20 protein-coding genes are annotated in these 24160 nt (G+C 46.2%); all 20 read left to right on the top strand.

All coding sequences use genetic code 11. The annotated features are described in order from the left end of the window. The first annotated feature begins 19 nt into the window (after window positions 1-19). Entirely contained in the window at window positions 20-844 is an 825-nt protein-coding gene (locus PCAR9_RS14865; RefSeq protein ID WP_179984278.1) for a hypothetical protein, read from the top strand. Window positions 845-1270: 426 nt separating this feature from the next. After that, window positions 1271-1729 (top strand): division/cell wall cluster transcriptional repressor MraZ, encoded by a 459-nt coding sequence (gene mraZ / locus PCAR9_RS14860; RefSeq protein ID WP_024016783.1) that lies wholly within the window; start codon window positions 1271-1273, stop codon window positions 1727-1729. Beyond that, window positions 1726-2667: a 16S rRNA (cytosine(1402)-N(4))-methyltransferase RsmH gene (gene rsmH, locus PCAR9_RS14855; RefSeq protein WP_179984277.1), complete on the top strand. Its 942-nt coding sequence runs from the start codon at window positions 1726-1728 to the stop codon at window positions 2665-2667. The genes mraZ and rsmH overlap by 4 nt, the downstream gene beginning before the upstream one ends. Next, a complete protein-coding gene (gene ftsL, locus PCAR9_RS14850) occupies window positions 2664-2999 on the top strand; it encodes a cell division protein FtsL (RefSeq protein ID WP_118492788.1) in 336 nt (111 codons plus the stop codon). Before rsmH ends, ftsL begins: the two co-directional genes overlap by 4 nt. Beyond that, window positions 2996-4771 carry a peptidoglycan D,D-transpeptidase FtsI family protein gene (locus PCAR9_RS14845; protein WP_179984276.1) on the top strand — a complete coding sequence of 592 codons (1776 nt, stop codon included), beginning with the start codon at window positions 2996-2998 and terminating at the stop codon, window positions 4769-4771. The genes ftsL and PCAR9_RS14845 overlap by 4 nt, the downstream gene beginning before the upstream one ends. Beyond that, window positions 4761-6326, top strand: a complete 1566-nt coding sequence (locus PCAR9_RS14840) for a UDP-N-acetylmuramoyl-L-alanyl-D-glutamate--2,6-diaminopimelate ligase (RefSeq protein WP_179984275.1) — start codon at window positions 4761-4763, stop codon at window positions 6324-6326. Before PCAR9_RS14845 ends, PCAR9_RS14840 begins: the two co-directional genes overlap by 11 nt. Then, window positions 6323-7732: a UDP-N-acetylmuramoyl-tripeptide--D-alanyl-D-alanine ligase gene (locus tag PCAR9_RS14835; protein WP_179984274.1), complete on the top strand. Its 1410-nt coding sequence runs from the start codon at window positions 6323-6325 to the stop codon at window positions 7730-7732. Before PCAR9_RS14840 ends, PCAR9_RS14835 begins: the two co-directional genes overlap by 4 nt. Further along, window positions 7726-8808 (top strand): phospho-N-acetylmuramoyl-pentapeptide-transferase, encoded by a 1083-nt coding sequence (gene mraY / locus PCAR9_RS14830; protein WP_014950432.1) that lies wholly within the window; start codon window positions 7726-7728, stop codon window positions 8806-8808. Before PCAR9_RS14835 ends, mraY begins: the two co-directional genes overlap by 7 nt. Window positions 8809-8829: 21 nt before the next feature. Continuing rightward, window positions 8830-10362, top strand: coding sequence for a UDP-N-acetylmuramoyl-L-alanine--D-glutamate ligase (murD, locus tag PCAR9_RS14825; protein ID WP_179984273.1), 1533 nt, complete (start codon window positions 8830-8832; stop codon window positions 10360-10362). After that, on the top strand, window positions 10359-11780 hold the full coding sequence (ftsW, locus tag PCAR9_RS14820) for a cell division protein FtsW (RefSeq protein WP_179984272.1): 1422 nt from the start codon (window positions 10359-10361) through the stop codon (window positions 11778-11780). Before murD ends, ftsW begins: the two co-directional genes overlap by 4 nt. Beyond that, window positions 11773-12915, top strand: a complete 1143-nt coding sequence (gene murG, locus PCAR9_RS14815; RefSeq protein ID WP_179984271.1) for an undecaprenyldiphospho-muramoylpentapeptide beta-N-acetylglucosaminyltransferase — start codon at window positions 11773-11775, stop codon at window positions 12913-12915. The genes ftsW and murG overlap by 8 nt, the downstream gene beginning before the upstream one ends. Continuing rightward, window positions 12915-14360 (top strand): UDP-N-acetylmuramate--L-alanine ligase, encoded by a 1446-nt coding sequence (gene murC / locus PCAR9_RS14810; protein WP_179984270.1) that lies wholly within the window; start codon window positions 12915-12917, stop codon window positions 14358-14360. Before murG ends, murC begins: the two co-directional genes overlap by 1 nt. A gap of 1 nt (window position 14361) precedes the next feature. Continuing rightward, window positions 14362-15345, top strand: a complete 984-nt coding sequence (locus PCAR9_RS14805; protein ID WP_179984269.1) for a D-alanine--D-alanine ligase — start codon at window positions 14362-14364, stop codon at window positions 15343-15345. A gap of 2 nt (window positions 15346-15347) precedes the next feature. Then, window positions 15348-16118 carry a cell division protein FtsQ/DivIB gene (locus PCAR9_RS14800; RefSeq protein ID WP_179984268.1) on the top strand — a complete coding sequence of 257 codons (771 nt, stop codon included), beginning with the start codon at window positions 15348-15350 and terminating at the stop codon, window positions 16116-16118. Window positions 16119-16125: 7 nt separating this feature from the next. Beyond that, the gene (ftsA, locus tag PCAR9_RS14795; RefSeq protein ID WP_179984267.1) at window positions 16126-17355 is read left to right on the top strand and encodes a cell division protein FtsA; all 1230 of its coding nucleotides are present in this window, start codon (window positions 16126-16128) and stop codon (window positions 17353-17355) included. Window positions 17356-17464: 109 nt separating this feature from the next. After that, the gene (ftsZ, locus tag PCAR9_RS14790) at window positions 17465-18631 is read left to right on the top strand and encodes a cell division protein FtsZ (RefSeq protein ID WP_179984266.1); all 1167 of its coding nucleotides are present in this window, start codon (window positions 17465-17467) and stop codon (window positions 18629-18631) included. Between the two features lie 214 nt (window positions 18632-18845). Then, window positions 18846-19757, top strand: coding sequence for a UDP-3-O-acyl-N-acetylglucosamine deacetylase (lpxC, locus tag PCAR9_RS14785; protein WP_014980041.1), 912 nt, complete (start codon window positions 18846-18848; stop codon window positions 19755-19757). Window positions 19758-19965: 208 nt separating this feature from the next. Then, on the top strand, window positions 19966-20844 hold the full coding sequence (locus PCAR9_RS14780; RefSeq protein WP_179984265.1) for a M23 family metallopeptidase: 879 nt from the start codon (window positions 19966-19968) through the stop codon (window positions 20842-20844). 179 nt (window positions 20845-21023) lie between these two features. Further along, window positions 21024-23732 carry a preprotein translocase subunit SecA gene (gene secA, locus PCAR9_RS14775; protein WP_179984264.1) on the top strand — a complete coding sequence of 903 codons (2709 nt, stop codon included), beginning with the start codon at window positions 21024-21026 and terminating at the stop codon, window positions 23730-23732. Continuing rightward, window positions 23732-24112, top strand: coding sequence for an 8-oxo-dGTP diphosphatase MutT (gene mutT, locus PCAR9_RS14770; RefSeq protein ID WP_179984263.1), 381 nt, complete (start codon window positions 23732-23734; stop codon window positions 24110-24112). Before secA ends, mutT begins: the two co-directional genes overlap by 1 nt. The last annotated feature ends 48 nt before the right edge of the window (window positions 24113-24160 follow it).

The following is a 24160-nucleotide window of genomic DNA, read 5'->3' as shown; positions in this document are numbered from 1 at the left end:
TTTTTTAAGGACAAAAGACATGAACATCAAATCTAATAAACTTTCAACAACGCTAACCTCACTTTCACTTATTACGGCTTCAGTATTTTCAGTCTCAGCGGCACATGCAGCTACACAAAACGAAGTACAAGTAACCGCGGTCGATCTTGAAGGGGTAGATGACAACCTCTACGGTGCTAGATATGTGCGCTACCTTGATGAGGTGAGTAGCAATAGCGGCGCTTACCTTATTAATCCTTATTTACAGCGCGTATCAAGTCTGTCTGGTGGGTACGCTAATTTAGACGGTATCGACGTGTTTAACTTAGGTACAACTTTCTATTTCGACGATACGTGGATGCTAGCCATCGAAGGCGCCCACAGTAAATTTGATGACGACTTTGGTGATGAAGATTACACCAATATCGATTTAAAAGTAGGGTTTAACTTATCACGCCAATGGCAAATAGGCGCAGGGGTAATTTATCAGCGCGCTAGCTACGATATTAATGACGGTACAGATAGCTACAGCGAAAGCGAGAATGAAACTTCACCTCTTGTCTTCACACGCTACACAACAGTAGGTAACGGGGGAACCGGTTGGGACTTCGCCGCCCAATACATTGCCGATGATGTTGATGTATTATCTGGAAGTGCGCGTTACTTCTTTAGCCCAGGCCTAAGTATTCAAGGCAGCTATAGCTACACCAATGCGCCAGACGGCTTTGACAACTTAAAAACTGTAGGGGTGGCTTTAGATTACTGGGTGAATGAGCACTTCTCAGTAGCAGCAAGCTATGAAACAGACATTGATAGCGATATCGAAAGCGACGTAGCATCGCTCACAGCTTCTTACCGTTTTTAAAGTAGTGTAGCCATCAACTATTGATAGCCAGTAATTATTAACAATGAACTATCAACTTCGGTTGGTAGTTCATTTTTTTTGCATTTATTCCTAGAGGTTGCTTTTATGTTAAGCAACGCATTCAATTTAGATAAAAACAGCCATTCATCGATAAATTTTAAGTTTAATTTTACCCACCTGAATATTTTTTAATCTTTTTTACGCGCCTAATCATACACTTCCTCAAAACACTGTATATCTAACCAGTTTTAACCCAGTGTTTATGCGGCTTTCACGCCTTTTTTCTACTTGACAGTGGGGATCATTGGTACCTAAACTGTATCTCAGTGGGTAAATGTGGCGAATTGTGGATCAAATCATCATCACTTTGCAGATTAGTACTCAAAAAACAAGAAAACCAAGAGCAAATAATAAAAGGCTAGGGGAATGTTCCGCGGCGCTAACGCAATCAATCTGGATACAAAAGGCAGACTGGCTATACCGACGAAGTATCGTCAGTCGCTGCTGGATGATTGTCAGGGACAACTGGTCTGCACAGTCGATACACAACAAAGTTGTTTGCTACTTTACCCACTTCCCGAATGGGAAGAGATCGAGCTAAAACTCTCTAAACTTTCAAGCATGATCCCAGCCGAGCGTCGCTTGCAGCGATTGCTACTAGGTTATGCTTCAGAAGGTGAGATGGATAAAAGCGGACGTATTCTTATTCCTACTCCACTGCGAAGTTTCGCAAAACTCTCAAAAGAAGTCATGTTAGTTGGTCAGTTAAACAAATTCGAAATTTGGGATGCCGATATCTGGGCACAACAAGTTGAAGCTGATATAGACACCGAACGCAAAGGCGAATTTGAACTTACCGAACGATTACAGGACTTTTCTCTATGACGCAGTCTAGCGAATTTAAACATATTTCAGTATTGCTTGACGAATGCATTGAAGCGCTGGCGATTAAACCTGACGGCATTTATATCGATGCTACGTTTGGACGTGGTGGGCATTCAGCACATATTTTAAAGGCTCTAGGTGAAACCGGGCGTCTTATCGCCTTTGACCGTGACCCACAAGCGATTAAAGCGGCTGAACGCTTTGCCGATGACAAGCGCTTTAGCATTATCCACTCACCGTTTGGAGATATGGCAGAAGAAATCGAAGCGCTAGGGTTAACTGGCAAGATTGACGGTGTGCTTATGGACTTAGGCGTATCTTCACCTCAACTTGACGATGCTGAACGGGGTTTTAGCTTCCTGCGCGACGGCCCGCTGGATATGCGCATGGACACGTCTCGCGGTCAAAGTGCTGCTGATTGGCTGGCTAGTGCAGAAGAGCAAGACATTACACAGGTCATTAAAGAGTTTGGCGAAGAAAAGTTCGGCAAGCGCATTGCTCACGCTATTGTTAACACACGTAAAGATACACCTATTACGCGTACTGCACAGCTTGCCAAAATCATCGATGAAGCCGTACCTGTAAAAGACAAATTCAAACACCCTGCAACCCGCGCATTCCAAGGTATCCGCATTTATATCAATGCTGAGTTAGAGCAACTTCGCGTGGGTCTTAAAGCTGCCACACAAGTGTTAGCAAAAGAAGGTCGATTAGCCGTTATTTCATTTCACTCGTTAGAAGACCGCTTAGTAAAGCGTTTTATTAAGGATCAAAGTAAAGGGAAAGTTGTACCGCACAATTTACCGATAACCCAAGCTGAAATAGATGCAGATAAAGTGCTTAAAGCGCTGGGTAAAGCAATAAAACCTTCAGAACAGGAGATTGCGAACAACGTTCGCTCCCGCAGTTCGGTATTACGTGTGGCAGAAAAGTTATGACCAAAGCCATACCAGACAAGGCCAGCACTAATTTCAAATTACTGCTCATTATTGTTTCAGATTTGACCCGCAACAAGTTGCGGGTTTTGTTGTATTTAATGGTTATCACAAGTGCTATGGCTGTGACCCTTAGTAGTCATCACAATAGGCAGCAAGTGATTGCCCTTGAAGACCTAATGCAAGAGAAAGACGAGCTTGATGTTGAGTGGCGTAACCTCGTGCTCGAACAACGGGCGTTAACTGAGCACAATCGCATAGAAAACCTGGTTGAAAAGCAGTTAGAAATGTACCGTGCCACGGCAGACGATGAAGTAGTGGTGAGGCTAAAATGAGTACATCTGCACTTTCTCGTAAGCGCAAAAAGACAGGCGCAAAACAAAATGTAACGCCAAGCCTGGTGCACTGGCGTTTTGTTGTTGTACTTGTGGTAATTATGCTGGTTTTCGGTGTGTTAGCCGCAAGGGCTGCTTACATTCAAGTTATTGAACCTGACGAATTGATTCAACAGGGTGACAACCGCACGCTTAGAACACGAGATATGCCGACCTATCGCGGGCTTATCACCGACAGAAACGGTGTTGAACTGGCGGTAAGCGTGCCAGTTCGCGCCATTTACGCAGACCCTAAGATTATTCATGAAAACAATGGCTTCGAGGAAGAACGCCGCTGGGAAGCGCTAGCGGATGTTCTGCGCCAAGACGTAAATGAACTGAAAGAAAAAGTGGCTAACCCCAAACGCCGTTTTGTTTATTTGCAGCGCCAGGTGTCGCCCGCCATGGCAGAATACGTTGATAAGCTTGATATCCCAGGTATCTATCTTCGTCGCGAAAGCCGACGCTACTATCCTACGGGTGAAGTTTCAGCGCAGTTAATTGGCGTTACCGATGTGGATGACACCGGTGTTGAAGGCTTAGAGCGCATGTATAACGAGTGGCTAACGGGCACCCCTGGCTCTCGTAAAATACGCCGCGATGCCAAAGGCCGCCAGGTTGAAATTTTAGAGACTAAGACGGGTGAAAAAGCAGGTGACCTGCAGCTGACAATCGACCAGCGTATTCAGGCTCTAGCCTACAAAGAAATTAAAGAAGCCATGATTTATTATCAATCAAGTTCGGCTTCAGCCATTGTTATTGATGTAAAAACCGGCGACGTATTGGCAATGGTTAATGCACCTTCCTTTAACCCGAACGACAGAAGCAAATTGTCTGCGCACAGAATGCGTAACCGTGTTATTACCGACGCATTTGAGCCGGGCTCAGCACTGAAGCCTCTGGCCGTGCTTACTGCATTAGAATTTGGTGAAGTTGAGCCTGAAGATTCAGTAAATACCCACCCGGGTTGGATGCGTTTGGGCGGCAGTTTAGTAAAAGACTCACGCAACTATGGCGAGCTAACGCTAGAAGAAATTATTCAGCATTCCTCGAACATGGGCACATCGAAACTGGCGTTGTCTGTTCCTAAACAGTTTTTGCTTGATACCTACTACAACATGGGCCTTATGAGTGATACTGGGCTTAACATGGCGGGCGAAAGCAGTGGTATTTTCCATGAGCGTAGCCGCTGGTCTGAATTTGAGTTAGCCACACTGTCATTTGGGTACGGCATTTCTGTGACTACAGCACAGCTAGGGCGTCTTTACGCAACGTTGGCAAACGGCGGTATAAAAACACCACTTAATATCATCAAGTCACCGGAACAACCGTCGTGGCAAGCTCAATCAGAGCGTGTGATCAGCGAAGAAAACGCAAAAGCCATTGTTCAAATGATGGAAAGCGTAACCCAGCGGGGCGGCACGGCAACCAAAGCTGCAGTTCCAGGTTATCGCGTAGCAGGTAAAACAGGGACAAGCCGCAAAGCGGTAGCTGGCGGGTACGGGGAAGAGTACGTGAACATTTTCGCCGGTATTGCACCAGTATCTGACCCAAGGCTAGTAACTATCGTGCTGATCAATGAACCCGGCGGCGATTTGTATCACGCAGGTGATACCGCAGCACCTGTATTTTCGTCAATTATGGGTGGTGCACTGCATATGCTTAACGTGACGCCAGATGACAAGCAGGTTACTTCAAGTCGCTTATTGATGGGAGGTCAAAGTGGTAGTTAGTGCCTTTATTCAAAGTATTAAAGCCTTGTTAGCAAAATTTGGAATAGATGCCCCCGATATTCGCATTGAAGGTTTGACGTTGGATAGCCGTGAAGTGAATACTCGCTTAGCGTTTGTTGCAGTTAAAGGGCATGAACGTGATGGTCGCGAATTTATACCGCAGGCAATAAGTTTAGGGGCCCGTGTAATTCTGGCGCAAACTGAAGACAGTAGTGCCCATGGTCAAATGGAAATGCGCGACCACAGCGTCATCATTTCGCTATATGAACTACCGCAAATGCTTTCTGCATTAGCTGCTGCATTTTATGACTACCCAGCCCAGAAAATGACCACGGTAGCGGTAACAGGAACAAACGGAAAAACCTCAACAGTTCAATTGCTTACCCAGTTGAAAGATGCTTTGGGCACACGTAGCGCAAGCATAGGAACCTTGGGGAGTAGTGTGTTTGAAGGCGACGAAACCCAGTGGTCTAACACGCCAGCGGCAAACACAACCCCCGATGCCATACGTATGCAATATTTATTGGCAGACTTTGTGCAAAGCGAAGTGCGCCATACGGCCTTTGAAGCAAGTTCTCACGCATTGGTTCAAGGACGTCTTGGTACAGTAAAAACCGATATCGCTGTTTTCACCAACCTTACTCGTGACCACTTAGATTATCACGGCACAATGGAAGACTATGGCAGAGCCAAGCGCTTGCTACTTCAACAGCCGGGTTTGAAAGTTGTAGTATTAAACGCTAACGACGATGAAAGTAAGAAGTGGGATGGTGCAGCAGATAAGACGATTACACGCGTCTGGACAGGTATAGATGAAAGTGGTCTGGATGGGAGCGGTGAAAGTGAGTTCTTACGCAAACATAACAATCCACAAAGTCGCCATTGTTTCGCCACAAATGCTTCTTATCATGCAGGTGGATGTAGCTTTGAGCTGATAAGTTCGTGGGGAAGCGCAGCTATTTCATTGCCACTATTTGGAAAGTTCAATATTAGCAACGTACTAAGTGCTATAGGTACTTTATTAGCTGAAGGTGAGCGTTTTGATGAAGTGGTTAATGCGGTTAATGCGCTAACGCCCGTGCCTGGCCGAATGGAAGTTTTCCCTGTAACGGGTGCGGCGAACCTAGTGGTGGACTACGCGCACACGCCAGATGCACTAGAAAAAGTGCTACTAAGCGCCAAATTCCATACAACGGGCAAAGTATGGTGTGTGTTTGGTTGTGGTGGCGACCGTGATAAAGGTAAGCGACCACTAATGGGCCAGGCTGCTGAGTCAGGCGCTGACGCTATTGTGATCACCACGGACAACAGCAGAAGCGAAAGCCCTGAGTCTATTGCTAAGGATATCATTGCGGGCTTAAAAAACTCTGAGCTGGCAGTGTCTATCCCCGATCGCGAGCAAGCTATTCGCCACTGCCTCGAGCATGGGCATGAAAGCGACATCATCATTGTGGCCGGAAAAGGCCATGAAGATTACCAAATTATCGGTGACAAAAAGACTAACTATAACGAACGTGCAGTTGTGGCGCGACTGCAACAGGAGTACAGCAAATGATAACAACAACGCTGTCATGGATAGCCGAAAAGGTTAACGGAAAATTATTAAAAGGTGCTGCTGACATTGAAGTGTCGGCGGTAAGTACCGATACCCGCACCCTTGAAGATGGTGCAGTGTATCTAGCCTTGAAAGGCCCGAATTTTAACGGCCACGACTTTATCTCAACGGCAGAAAAAGCCGGAGCAAGCGCGGTTATCGCCAGTGAAGACGTAGTGACCTCGTTACCTGTCATCATGGTTGAAGATACCAAAGAAGCGCTTGGTCTGTTAGGTGCTGCCGTAAAAGCTTATGTGGCGCCAAAGACGATTGCGATTACCGGAAGCAGCGGTAAAACCACCGTAAAGGAAATGTGTGCCGCTATTTTGGAGCGAAGAGGCAATGTATTAGCCACAAACGGTAACTTCAATAATGATATCGGTGTGCCGCTAACCCTTCTACGTCTTGAACCTCAGCATGAATACGCGGTAATGGAACTAGGCGCAAATCACATTGGTGAAATTGCCTATACCACGAATTTGGTTAAGCCAGATGTCGCCACTATCGTAAACGCCGCCGCTTCTCATCTAGAAGGCTTTGGAAGTTTGCTAGGTGTGGCGCGCGCCAAAAGTGAAATTTTTAAAGGCTTAGACAGTGACGGCGTGGCGGTAGTCAATGTTGATAGCCAGTTTTCTGAATTTTGGCAAGGCAAACTTAAACAGACCAAAACGCTAACGTTCTCGCCCCAGCAGAAAAACGATGCTGATTTTAGAGCAGAGGATATCACCATTGGATTAGATGGATGCGCCGCATTCCACTTGGTTTGCCCGCAAGGAGATATGTCTATTCAGCTTACTATTCCTGGCGTTCACAACGTGGGGAATGCCCTTGTCGCTGCGGCATTAACGCTACAAGTTGGCGCCACATTAGAAAATGTACGCGACGGCTTGTTAGCAATGCAACAGGTTAGTGGGCGTCTCAATGTGAAACAACTTACCGAACAGGTTCGCCTTTTAGATGATACCTACAACGCCAACGTGGCGTCTGTAAATGCAGCAATTGATACGCTAAGTAGCTTTTCAGGCATCCGCGTTCTTGTGCTGGGCGACATGAAAGAGCTGGGCGAAAAAGCGCGTTTTTACCACGAGCAAGTGGGGGAATACGCTAAACAAAAAGGAATTAATTACCTGTATACCATGGGTGTTTTGAGTCAATCAGCGAGTGCTGTATTTAATGAAAACGGTGGTCATTTCAGCGATGTTGAAAGTTTGTTGGCCGCAATGGAGAGTGATTTGTTAGTGCAGCAGCGCGATATTTCAATTTTAGTTAAAGGTTCACGCAGTTCAAAAATGGAACGCGTGGTAGAGGCGGTAGAGGCCTCTGCGCTGGGAAAGCACGATAGCCGTCGGGAGCGAATAGCATGTTAATTTGGCTAGCCGACTGGCTGACACAATTCGATTCAGGGTTTAACGTATTTTCATACCTTACCCTTCGCGCAATTTTAAGCACGCTGACTGCGTTACTTATTGCCATTCTTATTGGCCCTAAGATGATTCGTTATTTGCAGCGTATGCAAATTGGTCAAACTGTACGTGATGATGGCCCGCAAAGCCATTTATCAAAATCAGGCACACCCACTATGGGCGGGTTACTTATACTCGCAGCAATTGTGGTAAGCGGTCTGCTTTGGGCTGACCTGACTAACCGTTATGTATTGGTAACCTTAACCGTGGTTGTGGCCTACGGTATTATCGGATTTGTTGACGATTATAGAAAAGTAATCCGCAAAGACTCGAAAGGGCTTATTGCGCGCTGGAAGTATTTCTGGCAATCGGTAGTTGCATTAGGCGTTGCATTCTATTTATACAGCAGCGCAACAATAAGCGCTGAAACCTCACTACTGGTGCCTTTCTTCAAAGAAGTGTTCCCGCAGTTAGGTGCATTCTTCATCATTATTACCTACTTTGCCATTGTAGGTACAAGTAACGCGGTGAACCTTACCGATGGCCTGGATGGACTTGCCATTGTGCCCACTATTTTAGTGGCGGGCGCATTTGCCATTTTTGCCTATGTGACAGGTAATGCGAACTTTGCCGAATACCTGAATATTCCTCATATTCCACTCACCAGCGAACTGGTGATTGTGTGCACCGCCATGGTCGGGGCTGGCTTAGGCTTTTTATGGTTTAACACGTATCCGGCACAAGTATTTATGGGTGACGTTGGTTCATTAGCGTTAGGCGGCACATTAGGTGTGTTAGCTGTATTAGTGCGCCAAGAACTCGTGTTAATCATCATGGGTGGTGTTTTTGTTATGGAAACCCTGTCGGTCATCCTTCAGGTAGGCTCTTACAAATTGCGTGGCCAGCGTATTTTTCGTATGGCGCCTATTCACCATCACTATGAATTGAAGGGCTGGCCAGAGCCGCGCGTAATAGTGCGTTTTTGGATCATTTCAATCATTTTGGTGTTGGTGGGTCTTGCTACCCTCAAACTTAGATAAGCGGTAAAGAGATAAGCATTAATGTCGTATAACGTACGTGAGCATAGTTATGTAGTCGGTGGCCTAGGTGTTACAGGTCAGGCTTGCGTGCGCTTTTTGTTGCAACAAAAAGCAACGGTTAAAGCGTTTGATACACGTGCTAATTTTAATGCACCTACTGGTCTTGATGGTGATCTCGACTCTGGCATGCAAGCTTTTATGGCAGAGAAGGTCACTTGCAATGCACTAAGCGAAGATTACTTTGATGGTGTAGACACTTTGGTGTTAAGTCCGGGTCTTGCTTTGAATATTGAACAAGTGGTTTTAGCGCAAAAGTGTGGTGTTGAGGTGATCGGCGACGTGGAATTGTTCGCCCGTTTAAATGCATCCACGAGTAGTGCTACGCCAGCTAAGCGCGTAGTAGGTATAACCGGCTCTAACGGTAAAACCACGGTTACTTTATTAGTGAACCATCTGCTCAAAAACTGCGGCGTAAAAAGTATTGAAGCGGGTAACGTAGGTCGCCCTGTGCTTGAAGCGCTTCAAAGTGATGCAGACGTAGTGGTGATGGAGCTATCAAGTTTTCAACTTGAAACAACGTCTAGCCTGGTGCTTGAAGCTGCTACTGTGCTTAATATTTCCGATGACCACCTAGACCGTCACGGTACCCTTGAAGCCTATATCGATGCCAAGCATCGCATTTTTGATAATGCGAAATCTGCAGTTGTGTGGCGAGATGGCGAGTTTGTAGCACCTTACGAGCAGCTTATTACCGATGCTAAGGGGATTGCTGTATCAAATGCAGTATCTGATGGCGTATCTAATGCCGCGTCTAATGAAGAGTCGCTAGCGTCAATAAATATCATTGAATACGGACTGGGAGAGTCGACCAATGGGTTTGCGATTGCGGCTTTTGACGGTGACGGTAGTACGGTCAGTGATGAACAAAGACTACACATCACGTTTAACGGTGAAAAGCTTATTGCCCTTAGCGATATTCATTTAGCGGGCATGCATAATGTGCTTAACATCATGGCTGCATTAGGCATATGCCAACAGCTAGGTGTCTCGCCAGCGCTCGCGGTTAAACATCTACACAGTTTTAAATCTGCACCACATCGGTGTGTGGAAATAGCCCGTGTAAACGACATCCGCTATATCGACGACTCCAAAGCAACCAACATTGGCGCCACGGTTGCGGCCCTTGAAGGGTTAGCCCCGACTATACAGGGGAAGCTCATTCTTATTGCAGGTGGTGACGCTAAAGGTGCAGACATAGCCAGCCTGAATCCTTATCTAACTAAATATGTATCGCACGTGTTTGCTTTGGGCAAAGATGCACACCTGTTTGAAAAGAGTTTTGCGCATACAACGCGTGTGGCAACCATGAAAGACGCCGTAAAAGCGGCAACAAGGCTAGCAGCGTCTGGTGATGTGGTATTGCTTTCGCCTGCGTGTGCAAGTTTAGATATGTTTAAGAACTATATGCATCGCGGTGACGTGTTTAAACAAGATGTACACGACCTACATAATCTATATAGTCAGAACGACCGCGCTGTGGTGGTTACATCATGATGACTGCCTCTACCAAACTTAGTGCGCTATTTGCCGCGAAGCACGACGGGCAGCCCTCGGCAACGCATCCATATGATGTCACCTTGATCTTAATTGCGCTGGCTCTGATGAGCATTGGGGTTGTTATTGTTACGTCAGCATCAATGCCGGTGGCAGATAGGCTACACGACAATCCATTCTACTTTGCTATTCGCCACGGTATTTATATTGTTGGGGCCATCATTGCCGCAATGGTAGTCCTTAATTTGCCTATGCAGTTTTGGCGCATGACCAACCCCTACCTTCTGCTAGCGGCTATCGCACTATTACTAGCAGTACTGGTGGTGGGAAGAACCGTGAATGGTAGTACCCGTTGGTTAGCGATTGGGCCTATAACCATTCAAGCCGCCGAACCGGCCAAGCTCTTTTTCTTTGCGTATTTGGCTGGGTATCTGGTTCGTCGTTACGAAGAAGTGACCGAAAACTTGAAGGGCTTTATAAAGCCTCTTGTGGTGTTCTTTGCACTTGCAATGCTGCTTTTGCTTCAACCCGATTTAGGTACCGTCGTTGTGATGTTTGCAACCACAATTGGCCTGTTGTTTTTAGCAGGTGCGAGACTTTGGCAGTTCTTCGCCCTGGTGTTTGCAGGCATATTGGCGGTTGTAGCGCTTATCGTGTTTGAAGAATACCGTATGAAACGGGTTACCTCCTTTTTAGATCCTTGGGCCGATCCGTTCGGTGCAGGTTATCAGTTAACCCAATCCTTGATGGCCTATGGGCGCGGTAACTGGTTCGGTCAAGGATTGGGTAACAGCTTACAAAAATTAGAATTTTTGCCTGAAGCACACACTGACTTTGTTATGGCTATCTTAGCTGAAGAACTCGGCTTTGTTGGCGTACTTGCAGTACTTGGACTCATTTTATGGATGGTATTGCGTGCGCTAAGTATTGGAAACAAAGCACTAGATAAAGGGCGAGCGTTTGATGGTTACATGGCGTACAGCATTGGTATTTGGTTCAGCTTTCAGACCGCGGTAAACATTGGCGCAAGCGCCGGTATTCTGCCAACCAAAGGGCTAACACTGCCGTTAGTTAGTTACGGCGGTTCGTCACTTATCATTATGTCAGTAGCGGTAGCCATATTACTTCGTATCGATTTTGAATTACGGGTTGATGGCGTACAAGCAATCGGTCGAGGCGATGGTAAGGACGGCAAGAAAAGGGCCCGTCGCAAAAAGCCTATTTCCTCAAACGAAGCTCAGGCTAAGGAAACGGCTATACCAAGAACTAAAACAGAAAAAAACACCGATGATGAAGACTTTTCATCATCCACGGTTGAAGCTAAGCCTGCGACAAAAAAATCAACAGCAGAAGATGAAGGCAAAGCCGGCATTAAAGCTATACTCGCGCGCGTAGCGCAGGAGGCTGACAATGGCTAAACGTTGCTTGATTATGGCTGGTGGTACAGGCGGGCATGTTTTCCCTGGTCTTGCAGTGGCAAACGCGCTTCGAAGTGAAGGCTGGGACATTCACTGGTTAGGCACCGCCGAGCGAATGGAAGCGCAAGTTGTGCCTAAGCACGACATACCTATTCACTTTATTCCGGTAAAAGGGCTTCGTGGCAAAGGTATTTCCGCACGTCTTCAAGGTGCTGTTGCTTTAGTAAAAAGCTTGTTTTCAGCAAGACGAATTATAAAACGCCTACAGCCTGACATCGTTATTGGGTTTGGCGGCTATGCCAGCGGCCCAGGCGGCGTTGCCGCAAAAAGCTTAGGTATTCCTGTGATAGTGCATGAGCAAAATGCTGCTGCGGGCATGACCAATAAGCTTCTTAGTAAAATCGCAAGCCGCGTATTGCTTGGCTTTAACGATGCTAAAGAACAATTTTCAGGGGTTGTGGATAAGGTGCATACTGTTGGTAATCCTGTCCGTGATGAAATTTGGCAGGTGATGCCCAAAGCTGAAGATAATAACGCAGGCGCTAATACCAACAATCTTGAAAACCCTCTAGGAAACACCAGTGGGTACAAGCAAGGTTTAAATATGCTTGTGGTCGGCGGAAGTTTAGGCGCTCAAATACTGAATGAAACTGTGCCCGAGACATGCGGTGTATTAGAAGGCTTATCGATAAAGCATCAGTGCGGTAAAGGCAACAGTAAAAGTGTTGCCCAAGCTTATAAATCCGCAGGCGCTGATATGTCGAAAATCGATGTCAGCGACTTTATCGACGACATGGCCGCAGCCTATGAATGGGCAGACTTTATTGTATGTAGAGCCGGGGCACTCACGGTCAGTGAGGTTGCAGCAGCGGGGCGGGCAGCGATATTCGTTCCGTTACCTTTTGCAGTGGACGATCACCAAACAAAAAACGCGCAGTCGTTAGTGAAGCAAAATGCTGCACTGATGATTGCTCAATCAGTATTAAAAGAAAATTTAGGGCAGGCGGTACGTCAGTGGTTACAACACCCTGAAGACTGCTTAAAGATGGGTGCTGTTGCGAAAACATGTGCAAGCACTCATGCCACGGAAAATGTAGTAAGCCACGTAAAAAGCGTGGTAGGAGTAGGGGACTAATGGTTTTTAAAACCCCATTTGAAAGCCCGCAAATGCGTAGGGTTAAAAATATATTCTTTATTGGTATCGGCGGTGCCGGTATGGGTGGTATTGCCGAAGTATTGTTAAATGAAGGCTATGCTATTGCTGGCTCTGACATTCAAGAAGGGCCAATGACACAGCGTTTAAGCGAATTAGGCGCTGATGTGAAAATTGGCCATCGCGCTGAAAATGTTGAAGGCATGGACGTTATTGTGGTGTCTAGCGCCATCAATGAACAAAACCCAGAAATTATTGTTGCTCGTGAAAAGCGCATTCCGATTATTCGCCGTGCAGAAATGCTGGCTGAACTGATGCGATTCCGCCACGGTATTGCAGTGGCAGGCACGCACGGCAAAACGACCACAACCAGTTTAATTTCAACGATTTTTGCAGAAGCGGAATATGACCCTACGTTTGTTATCGGTGGTTTGCTTAACAGTGCAGGCACCAATGCGCGTTTGGGTAAAAGCCGCTATCTGATTGCAGAGGCTGATGAAAGTGATGCGTCGTTTCTTCATTTGCAGCCGATGGTTTCTGTGGTGACCAATATTGAAGCCGACCATATGGATACTTATGGCGGCGATTTCTCAAAGGTAAAAGACACCTTTGTTGATTTCTTGTCGAACCTACCATTTTACGGGCAGGCTATCGTATGCGGTGACGATGCGAATATTCAAGAGATTCGCCCTCGTATAGGCCGAAGTATTCTTACTTACGGTTTTGAATCACATAATGACTATCGCGCAGAAAACGTGTCTTTGTCATTCGGTAAAGCGAATTTTACGGTTATTCGCCCAGAGCGCGAACCGTTAGATATAACGTTGAATCTTACCGGCAACCACAACGTGCTTAATGCCCTTGCTGCAATCGCTGTAGCTACGGATGAAGGTGTAGATGACGACGCTATCATTCGTGCACTAGCCAGCTTTGGTGGAATAGGCCGTCGATTTGAGCAGCTAGGTACCTTTACTACCAGTAAAGGTGAAGTGTGTTTGGTGGATGACTATGGTCACCACCCAACTGAAGTTAAAGCAACTATAGCTGCTGCTCGGGCAAACTGGCCTGATAAGCGCTTAGTCATGGTTTATCAGCCTCACCGTTTCACGCGAACCCGTGACCTCTATGAAGATTTCGTTGAAGTGTTATCCAGTGTCGATGCACTGTTGCTTCTAGATGTATATGCCGCCAGTGAACAGCCTATTGAAGGCGCTGACAGTAAAGCGCTATGTCGTTCAATTCGTCAGCGTGGTCAAATCGAACCTGTATATGTGGGCGATAAAGAGGCGCTGCCAGGAATTTTGGCGAATATCATGCAGGACGGTGATATCGTCATGACTCAAGGTGCCGGTAACATCGGACAAATTGCCAAACTTCTAGCACGCCATGAGTTAGAGCCTGCCACACTTGCTAAGGAAGGGGAATAACATGATTAGTCCTTCGGTAAGTGCTCGCTCGCAGAAAACCCATTCGCCCAGTGAGTACGGTAAAGTGGCTGTGCTGCTAGGTGGTGACTCTGCAGAGCGCGAAGTATCACTTAATTCAGGGAACGCGGTATTAAAAGCGCTATTAAGGCAAGGCGTGGATGCCTTTGGTTTTGACCCAGCAGAGCGACCGCTTACTGATCTCCTTGAGTTAAAAGTTGATAGAGCGTTAATCATGCTTCACGGTCGTGGCGGTGAAGATGGCTCGATGCAAGGGGCGCTTCAGTTCCTAAAAATTCCCTATACGGGGAGCCCAGTTTTAGGCTCTGCGCTGGCAATGGATAAAATTCATACTAAGCAAGTGTGGCAAAGTTTAGGTTTACCCACTGCAAAATATGAAATTGCTGATAAAAGGCACTTTGAAGCTGGTAAGTGCAGCGCTATAATGGATAAATTGGGGAATGAAGTCATGGTAAAACCGGCCAGAGAAGGGTCGAGTATTGGCATGGCGAGAGTGACAAGCGCTAAACAACTCGAAACTGCCATTCAGGACGCTTTTAAATACGATAATCAAGTCCTGTTAGAGCAGTATATAGACGGCCCCGAATTCACTGTTTCTGTATTACAGGGGCAGGCGTTGCCGTCTATTCGCATGTCTACTCCACATACATTCTATGATTATGCTGCGAAATACCAGGATAATACAACAGAATACTATTGCCCAAGCGGCTTGTCTGAAGAGCAAGAGGCACAGTTAGCAAAATTAGCATCTCGTGCTTTTGACGCTATTTCTGGCAGCGGCTGGGGAAGAATTGATGTTATGCAGGACAGCCAAAGGCAATTTTACTTGCTAGAGGCAAACACAGTACCTGGCATGACAGAAAAGAGTTTGGTGCCGAAGGCAGCCAAAGTTGCAGGATTAACATTTGATGAACTGGTACTAAGTATTCTTTCTACCAGTTTTGATGACGTTGCGAACAAGGCGTAAAAGTGGCGGATACCAATACTAACCAAGTTAAGTCCGCTTCTGAAAAAGGCGGAAAAAGCAAAACGGCAGTGTGGGGCGGTGTCGCTTTCTTACTGTTTGTAATTGCTGGGTTAGTATTTGGTGGGCTTAAAGCAAACCAGTATTTGCAAGACGAACAGCAAATGCCGGTTCAGGTTATCGATTTTTCTGGTGATTATCAGCACATCGATATTACTAAGCTGGAGAGCTTAATACGCAAGGCGCAGCCAGGAAGCTTTTTTGCGCTTGACGTTAACGAAGTATTTGAACTTGTGGAAGCGCAGCCTTGGGTTTATCGCGCGTCAGTTAGAAAGAAGTGGCCGAATACGTTAAAAATTTATTTGGTTGAGCAACAGCCCGTTGCGCAATGGAATGAAGATTTGTTGTTAAATCCTTATGGGGATACGTTTAACGACGAAGGCGTGAAGCTTAACTTGCCGCGTTTGTACGGCCCTGGCGGCAGTGAAAAAACTGCCTTAGAAGGCTATAACGCGATGCACGCATTAATAGCAACAACAGACATGGCAATTGATGAATTGTCACTGAGTGAGCGATTTGCGTGGCAAGTGCAGTTGGAAAACGGCATTAAATTGAATTTAGGACGTCAGGAGTTTATCGATAGGCTACAACGGTTTATTGATGTTTACCCACTTTTGGCGCAACAAGAGAAGGCGGTGAAATACGTCGACCTTCGCTATGACACGGGCGTTGCAGTCGGATGGAAAGATGACAGCGCCACAGATGAAGAGAGTTAAGGAAACCATGTCAAAACCTGCTGAACGCAATTTGATTGTAGGGCTAGATATCGGCACCAGCCAAGTAAAGGCCGTGGTGGGTGAATTACTAGAAGACGATCAAATCAGTATCGTAGGCGTGGGCACCCATGCATCGAAAGGCATGGATAAGGGCGGCGTTAACGATTTAAACCTGGTCGTTAAGTCGGTACAGCGTGCAGTAAACGAGATGGAGTTAATGGCAGATTGCCGTGTGTCTTCAGTTTTCATGTCTATCTCGGGACGTCACGTAAAATGCCAGAATGAAAACGGCATGGTACCGATTAACAACCAAGAAGTAACACAAGAAGATGTAGATAACGTTATTCATGCGGCGCGAAGTGTGCCAATTGCAGCAGAACGTCGTTTACTTCACGTGCTACCTCAAGAATTTACGATTGATGTACAAGAAGGCATTAAAAACCCTATCGGTATGTCAGGAGTAAGAATGGAAGCCGATGCCCACATTATCACTTGCGCCGACGATATGGCGAAAAATATGGTGAAGTGTGTTGAGCGCTGTGAACTGAATGCAGACCAGCTAATTTTCTCAGCGTTAGCGTCAAGTTACGCAGTGTTAACTGACGACGAGCGAGAGCTTGGCGTGTGTGTGGTTGACATTGGTGGTGGCACTATGGATATGGTTATATTCACAGATGGTGCGATTCGCCACACGGCAGTTATACCGGTTGCGGGTAATCAAATTACCAGCGACATCGCTAAAATATTTAGAACGCCTATCAGTAATGCAGAAGAAATTAAGGTGAATTATGCCTGTGCATTAAAAGATATGGTGAGTATGGAAGACAGTATTGAAGTACCTAGCGTGGGCGGGCGCCCGGCTAGAGTCATGTCTCGTCATACGCTAGCTGAGGTCATTGAACCTCGCTATCAAGAGCTTTTTGAGCTGGTACATGATGAAATTCGTGCCAGCGGTCTGGAAGAGCAAATTGCAGCAGGTCTTGTACTTACTGGCGGTACCGCTAAGATGGAAGGTGCTGTGGAATTTGCCGAAGAACTTTTCCAGATGCCCGTGCGCGTGGGCAAACCTATCGACGTAAAAGGCTTGTCTGAATACGTTGATGATGCTGGCTTTGCAACAGTCGTAGGGCTGCTGCAATATGGCAAAGTACAATCTGATAATAAGAAATCCAGTACGCAGAAACCCGGTGAAAGCTTATTTCATCGAGTGCAAAGCTGGTTTAAAGGTGAATTTTAATTTTATTTTGGGGGCGCTATAGCTACGGCATTAAGGCTAGCAGGAAGCAATTAGCCTAAGGGAATGACCTGGCGTAGTGTTGAAAAAGACGTACAACCGGAGAGTAAGTATGTTCGAATTAATGGATAGTCACGGCGAAGAAGCCGTAATCAAAGTCATCGGTGTCGGTGGCGGCGGTGGTAATGCCGTTGAGCACATGGTGTCTCAAAGCATTGAAGGCGTAGAATTTATCGCAGTGAATACTGACGCACAGGTGCTTCGTAGCTCAAGTGCAGACGTAACACTTCAAATTGGCTCAAGCGTAACCAAAGGCTTAGGTGCAGGTGCCGATCCAAATATTGGTCGCGAAGCTGCGCAAGAAGACAGAGAAACCATTCGTCAGGCGCTTGACGGTGCCGATATGGTTTTCATCACGGCCGGCATGGGCGGTGGTACAGGTACAGGTGCAGCACCTGAAGTAGCGAAGATTGCTCGAGAAATGGGTATTCTTACGGTAGCGGTAGTGACTAAGCCGTTCCCATTTGAAGGTAAAAAGCGTACCTCTTTTGCTGAGCAAGGCACTGTAGAGCTTGCTAACAACGTTGACTCGTTAATTACCATCCCTAACGAAAAGCTATTAAAAGTAATGGGTCCAGGTACGCCGCTTCTTCAAGCATTTAGCGCAGCAAACGATGTTTTGCGCGGCGCAGTTCAAGGTATTGCGGAGCTTATTACTCGCCCTGGTCTGATCAACGTTGACTTCGCAGACGTACGTACTGTTATGTCTGAGATGGGTAAAGCCATGATGGGTAGCGGTGCAGCAAGCGGTCCAGACCGTGCTGAAGAAGCTGCCGAAGCAGCAATTGCCAGCCCACTGCTTGAAGATATCGATCTGTCAGGTGCACGCGGTATTCTTGTTAACATAACAGCGGGTCCTGATTTCGCTATCGACGAGTTCGAAACTGTGGGTAATGCAGTTAAAGCGTTCGCATCAGAAAACGCGACCGTGGTTGTCGGTACCGTTATCGATATGGAAATGACAGATGAGCTTCGCGTAACGGTTGTTGCGACCGGTATTGGCGCAGAGCGTAAGCCTGACATTTCATTAGTAAGCGCTGAAGGTTCTCGCCTTACTCAGCCGGCTAAGGAATACGGTAATTCACAAACAAGTGAGCCGCGTTCTGCAGTAGGTGGCACAGAAGGCAACCAAGCGCTGAAAGCTGAAGATAGTGCTCAGCCAGACAACGATTTGGAGTATTTAGATATTCCTGCGTTTCTTCGCAAGCAGGCAGACTAATTTAGCTGCCTGAAACGGAAGGGAATTATTTTACGTTTGTGTTGTCTTACTCAGTAAGGTGTATTTACACAGCGTGAAGAATTTCGCGTGAATAGGTCGAAAAAATGCGTAATCTGACAAGGTAAAACTTGCCAGAACGGGTGTTTTTTGACATGTGAGCAATAACTCACTATAATTCGCGCCCGCTTTTTTTAATAGGTAAAAGCTTAAGCAGATGATTAGACAACGTACAATCAAGCAATCGGTACAAGAGACCGGAATTGGGCTTCATAAAGGGGAAAAGGTCACAATGACTCTCCGACCTGCGCCAGCAAACACGGGTATCGTGTTTAGGCGTGTTGACCTTGAACCACATGTTGACATACCTTCGCGTGCGAACGCGGTAGGTAATACCATGCTGTGTACGTGTCTAAATAATGAAGACGGTGTAACTATCCAAACGGTAGAACATTTAGCGTCTGCGCTTGCAGGTTTAGGTATCGACAATATTATTGTTGAAGTAGACAGTAACGAGCTGCCAATTATGGACGGAAGTGCTAGCCCGTTCGTATTCTTGCTTCAATCTGCCGGTATCGAAGAGCTAAACGCGCCTAAGCAATTTATTCGTATTAAAAAGCCAGTTCGTGTAGAAGATGGCGATAAGTGGGCCGAATTAGTGCCTTATGACGGTTTCCGCGTTGATTTCCAAATTGACTTTGATCATCCTGTGATTAGTCAAACTCGTCAGCATATGGTGATGGATTTTGATTCATGCTCATATGTAAGCGAAGTTAGCCGTGCACGAACTTTTGGTTTTATGCGCGACTTAGAGTATATGAATGCTAATAATCTAGCGCTTGGTGGAAGCATGGAAAATGCTGTGGCGCTAGATGAGTTCCGCGTACTTAACCCTGAAGGGTTACGCTACGATGATGAATTCTTAAAGCACAAAATTTTGGACGCCATTGGTGATTTATACCTTGGCGGTCATAGTTTAATTGGTGAGCTGCGTGCTTATAAAACTGGGCACGGCCTTAACAACAAACTTTTAAATGCAGTTTTGGCACAGAAAGAGTGTTGGGAGTTTGTGACCTACGACTCGCAGGAAACGGCACCAATTCGTTACGCTCAACCGGCGTTAGCGTAAAAAATTTAGAAAAGCCGCCTAACGGGCGGCTTTTTTTCATATGGCAATTACTGTAATAAATGATACAGTAGCCGAATAATTAATATAAATTTCACCCATTCGACAAAAAACTATAAGTTAAAGGTTGTCGCCTTTGGCTAAAAACGCCTTCATAGTGTTATGAAGTGGTATGAAAAGAGTGGCGTGAAACAGCAATTTTCTTCGTGGTATGAAATTAACAATCACATTAGCAGGTAAAAATAAACGCTACAGGCACAGCATTAGTGTCCGTACACTCGTGAGCGCAACCGTGCTCTCGTCTATTTTTATGCTAGTGTCGAGCCGTTCTACTGAATCTGTGTCGGAAGATGTCGCACGGGTTCGTTTAGCGCAAACTGAAGTCAGCGAAAAACAAAAAGACGTTGAGGCGCTAAAGCAACAAACCACAATAAAACTAAAAGCTTTGCTTTCTCATGTAGCAGAATTGTCTGCACAGGCCTCGCTACTTGACGAAAAGGGCAAGCAAATCGCAACAGAATTAGGTATGTCAGCGGCTGACCTGGACGCTTTCGTACCGGTATCGATGCCGGAAAACCTCCAAGACGACCCCATCCTTCACGAAATAGCCAAACTAGAGCAATCACTTGATTTAAAGTCTCAACAGTTGTCTATGCTTGAAAGTTTGGTAAGGGGTCACCATATCAACGAACAGAGCCAATTATCTGGTCGTCCGATAGAGTCAGGGTGGTTGTCTTCTTATTATGGTATGCGGGCCGACCCGTTTACTGGCGAACCTACCATGCACAAAGGGCTGGACTTCGCGGGTAAAGCAGGGGAAAACGTAGTGGCAACTGCCGCAGGTATTGTGACCTGGGCGGGTGAGCGCTATGGCTATGGCCAGCTAGTAGAAATTGATCACGGTGATGGTTATGTTACCCGCTATGGGCACAACGACACCCTTACTGTTTCAATAGGCGATGTGGTGACCAAAGGGGAGCCAATTGCAAAAATGGGCAATACAGGGCGCTCAACTGGCGTTCATGTCCACTACGAAGTAATAAGAAATGGAAAACCAATCGATCCTCTGCCTTTCGTTTACAAAAAGTAGACAAGGTAGCAGCCAGGTAATTCTCGTTGATAATGCCTTATTAGTTAAGGTCATTTGAAGCGAAGAAGCATAATTTAAGAACATCGCAAAACACAACGCATTTAATATTGTGTTTTATACGTTTAATTTAGCTGTGCACGATGTGCGGCGCCTCGACAAGTAGTGGAATATAAAAGCTAATGTTTTCAAGCATCCTTCGAAAAGTATTCGGTAGTAGAAACGACCGATTATTAAAAAAATTACGCAAAAACGTAGATGCCATTAATGCACTGGAAGCAGAATTTGAAAAGCTTTCCGATGAGGCGCTAAAGGCAAAAACTGACGAATTTAAGGCCCGTATCGAAAAAGGTGAAAGCCTAGATAGTATCCTTATTGAAGCCTTCGCAACCGTGCGTGAAGCCAGTAAACGTGTTTATGGAATGCGTCATTTCGACGTGCAAATGCTAGGTGGACAAGTACTTCACGAAGGCAAAATTTCGGAAATGCGTACCGGTGAAGGTAAAACCCTTACGGCTACTTTGCCAACTTACCTTAATGCCCTATCTGGCAAAGGTGTTCACGTTGTTACCGTGAATGACTACCTAGCACGTCGTGATGCTGAGTGGAGTAATCAGTTATTCATGTTTTTAGGTATGCGTGTAGGTTGCAACGTACCGGGTATGTCACCTGAGCAAAAGCGCGACGCTTACCAAGCAGATGTTACCTATGGAACCAACAACGAGTTTGGTTTTGATTACCTGCGCGACAATATGGCGTTTAGCCCACAAGACCGCGTACAGCGCCCGCTTAACTATGCAGTAGTGGATGAAGTTGACTCCATCCTTATCGACGAAGCCCGTACGCCACTTATTATCTCTGGCCAGGCTGAAGATAGCTCAGAATTATATCGCCGTATCAACGTCATTATTCCTAAGCTTGTTCAGCAAGAAAAAGAAGATGAAGAAGGCCAAGAAGGCGATGGTGATTACACTATCGACCTCAAAGCAAAACAAATACATCTTACCGAGCGCGGTCAATTACACGTTGAAGAGATACTTCATGAAGAAGGCTTATTGCCTGAAGGTGAGTCGCTGTTCGCTGCTGGTAATATCTCATTGCTGCACCATATCAATGCGGCACTTCGCGCGCACAAGCTGTTCGCGAAAGACGTAGACTACATTGTTAAAGACGACCAAATAGTCATTGTTGACGAGCACACGGGTCGTACTATGGAAGGCCGTCGCTGGTCTGAAGGTTTGCACCAAGCCGTAGAAGCAAAAGAAGGGGTTCGTATTCAAAACGAAAACCAAACCCTTGCGTCAATTACCTTCCAGAATTACTTCCGTTTGTATAACAAGCTTGCGGGTATGACAGGTACTGCCGATACAGAAGCCTTTGAATTTAATCATATTTACGGCTTAGAGACGGTAGTTATTCCAACCAACCGCCCTATGCAGCGTAAAGACATGGCTGACCTTATCTACCTAACGGCAGAAGAAAAATACGAAGCCATTGTTGAAGACATTAAAGAGTGCGTTAAACGCGGTCAGCCTACCCTTGTAGGTACGGTTTCTATCGAGAACTCAGAACTTATCTCTCGCATTCTTAAGAAATCGAAGATTCCTCACAAGGTACTAAACGCTAAGTTCCACGAACACGAGGCGGATATCGTTGCTCAGGCAGGTAAGCCCGGTGCTGTAACTATTGCGACCAATATGGCAGGTCGTGGTACCGATATTGTGTTAGGTGGTAACTGGCAAGCGGAAGTTGAGAAAATTGAAAATCCAACTGAAGCGCAAATCGAAAAGATTAAAGCTGAATGGAAGAAGAGCCATGATGCGGTGCTTGAATCTGGTGGTCTACACATTATCGGTACAGAGCGTCACGAATCTCGCCGTATTGATAACCAGCTTCGCGGCCGTTCAGGTCGTCAGGGTGACCCGGGTTCAAGCCGTTTCTACCTGTCATTAGACGATGCGCTAATGCGTATTTTTGCCTCTGAAAAAATGGGCAATATGATGAAGCGTTTGGGCATGGAGCGCGGTGAAGCTATTGAGCACCCATGGGTAACTCGTGCCATTGAAAATGCGCAGCGCAAAGTAGAAGGCCGTAACTTCGATATTCGTAAGCAGTTGCTTGAATACGATGATGTTGCCAACGATCAGCGTAAAGTTATTTACGAGCAGCGTAATGAACTTCTTGATGAAGGTGATATTAGCGAGACTATCGCAGCCATTCGTGAAGATGTTATTTCAAGTGTTGTCGATGAATACATTCCGCCACAGTCTCTTGAAGAAATGTGGGATGTAAGCGGCCTTGAAGAGCGTATGCGTGCCGACTTTGCCGTAGATTTACCAATCAAAACTTGGCTTGAAAATGACGACAAGCTTTACGAAGAGAAGCTTCGCGAGCGCATTTTAGGTGAAGTAGTAAGCGCCTATAAGCAAAAAGAAGAAGTGGTGGGTGAACAAGTACTACGCCAGTTTGAAAAAGCGGTAATGCTTCAAAACCTAGATAGCCACTGGAAAGAGCATTTGGCAGCAATGGATCACCTACGCCAAGGTATTCACCTACGTGGCTATGCGCAGAAGAATCCGAAGCAAGAATACAAGCGTGAGTCGTTTGCCTTGTTCTCGCAAATGCTAGAAGCACTTAAAGTTGAAGTGATCACTATTCTTGCGCGTGTAAAGGTACAAGCTGAAGAAGACGTGCAAAAAGTAGAAGAGCAACGTCGTCAAGCTGACGATGTGCCTAAGAACTTTGAACACGAAGAAGCGAAAGCAACGCCAGAAGAGGCAAGTGACAAAGTACGTACCCAAGTTCGCGAAGGCGCGAAAGTAGGCCGTAACGACCCATGTCCTTGTGGTTCTGGTAAAAAGTATAAGCAGTGTCACGGTAAGCTAAAGTAATGAAAGTGGTGCACGTTGCTGTGGGCGTTATCGCCCGCGGCGATGAAATATTCATTACTCTTCGGCCAGATAACGTTCATCAGGGCGGAAAATGGGAGTTTCCCGGCGGCAAAGTAGAAGCGGGTGAGACCGTGCTTCAGGCGTTAAGGCGAGAGCTTGCTGAAGAAGTAGGTATTAGCGTAAACCGCAGCGAGCCTGTGATTGTGATCACCCATGATTATGGCGACAAGCAAGTTAAACTAGACGTTCATCGCGTGTGTGATTTTACCGGCGAACCCCATGGTAAAGAGGGGCAGCAGTCTCGATGGGTAAATGTGAAAGCACTTAACGCCTCTGACTTTCCAGAAGCTAACGTTCCTATTATTAGCGCTCTGCAGTGAATGCGATCTAAATAGCAACAAACCAAAGCGGCCAATGGCCGCTTTTTT

It is taken from the genome of Alteromonas macleodii (assembly GCF_903772925.1).
GTDB lineage: Bacteria > Pseudomonadota > Gammaproteobacteria > Enterobacterales > Alteromonadaceae > Alteromonas > Alteromonas macleodii_A.
This window is presented reverse-complemented; position numbering and strand designations above follow the sequence as displayed.

Bases quoted from the DNA above. Each gene is read 5' to 3' on its own strand.
- secA (WP_179984264.1), top strand. From the start codon at position 21,024: ATGTTTTCAAGCATCCTTCGAAAAGTATTCGGTAGTAGAAACGACCGA.
- mraZ (WP_024016783.1), top strand. From the start codon at position 1,271: ATGTTCCGCGGCGCTAACGCAATCAATCTGGATACAAAAGGCAGACTG.
- PCAR9_RS14835 (WP_179984274.1), top strand. From the start codon at position 6,323: ATGATAACAACAACGCTGTCATGGATAGCCGAAAAGGTTAACGGAAAA.
- ftsL (WP_118492788.1), top strand. From the start codon at position 2,664: ATGACCAAAGCCATACCAGACAAGGCCAGCACTAATTTCAAATTACTG.
- PCAR9_RS14805 (WP_179984269.1), top strand. From the start codon at position 14,362: ATGATTAGTCCTTCGGTAAGTGCTCGCTCGCAGAAAACCCATTCGCCC.
- rsmH (WP_179984277.1), top strand. From the start codon at position 1,726: ATGACGCAGTCTAGCGAATTTAAACATATTTCAGTATTGCTTGACGAA.
- ftsZ (WP_179984266.1), top strand. From the start codon at position 17,465: ATGTTCGAATTAATGGATAGTCACGGCGAAGAAGCCGTAATCAAAGTC.
- ftsA (WP_179984267.1), top strand. From the start codon at position 16,126: ATGTCAAAACCTGCTGAACGCAATTTGATTGTAGGGCTAGATATCGGC.
- murD (WP_179984273.1), top strand. From the start codon at position 8,830: ATGTCGTATAACGTACGTGAGCATAGTTATGTAGTCGGTGGCCTAGGT.
- murG (WP_179984271.1), top strand. From the start codon at position 11,773: ATGGCTAAACGTTGCTTGATTATGGCTGGTGGTACAGGCGGGCATGTT.
- PCAR9_RS14865 (WP_179984278.1), top strand. From the start codon at position 20: ATGAACATCAAATCTAATAAACTTTCAACAACGCTAACCTCACTTTCA.
- lpxC (WP_014980041.1), top strand. From the start codon at position 18,846: ATGATTAGACAACGTACAATCAAGCAATCGGTACAAGAGACCGGAATT.
- PCAR9_RS14845 (WP_179984276.1), top strand. From the start codon at position 2,996: ATGAGTACATCTGCACTTTCTCGTAAGCGCAAAAAGACAGGCGCAAAA.
- ftsW (WP_179984272.1), top strand. From the start codon at position 10,359: ATGATGACTGCCTCTACCAAACTTAGTGCGCTATTTGCCGCGAAGCAC.
- mutT (WP_179984263.1), top strand. From the start codon at position 23,732: ATGAAAGTGGTGCACGTTGCTGTGGGCGTTATCGCCCGCGGCGATGAA.
- PCAR9_RS14780 (WP_179984265.1), top strand. From the start codon at position 19,966: ATGAAATTAACAATCACATTAGCAGGTAAAAATAAACGCTACAGGCAC.
- murC (WP_179984270.1), top strand. From the start codon at position 12,915: ATGGTTTTTAAAACCCCATTTGAAAGCCCGCAAATGCGTAGGGTTAAA.
- mraY (WP_014950432.1), top strand. From the start codon at position 7,726: ATGTTAATTTGGCTAGCCGACTGGCTGACACAATTCGATTCAGGGTTT.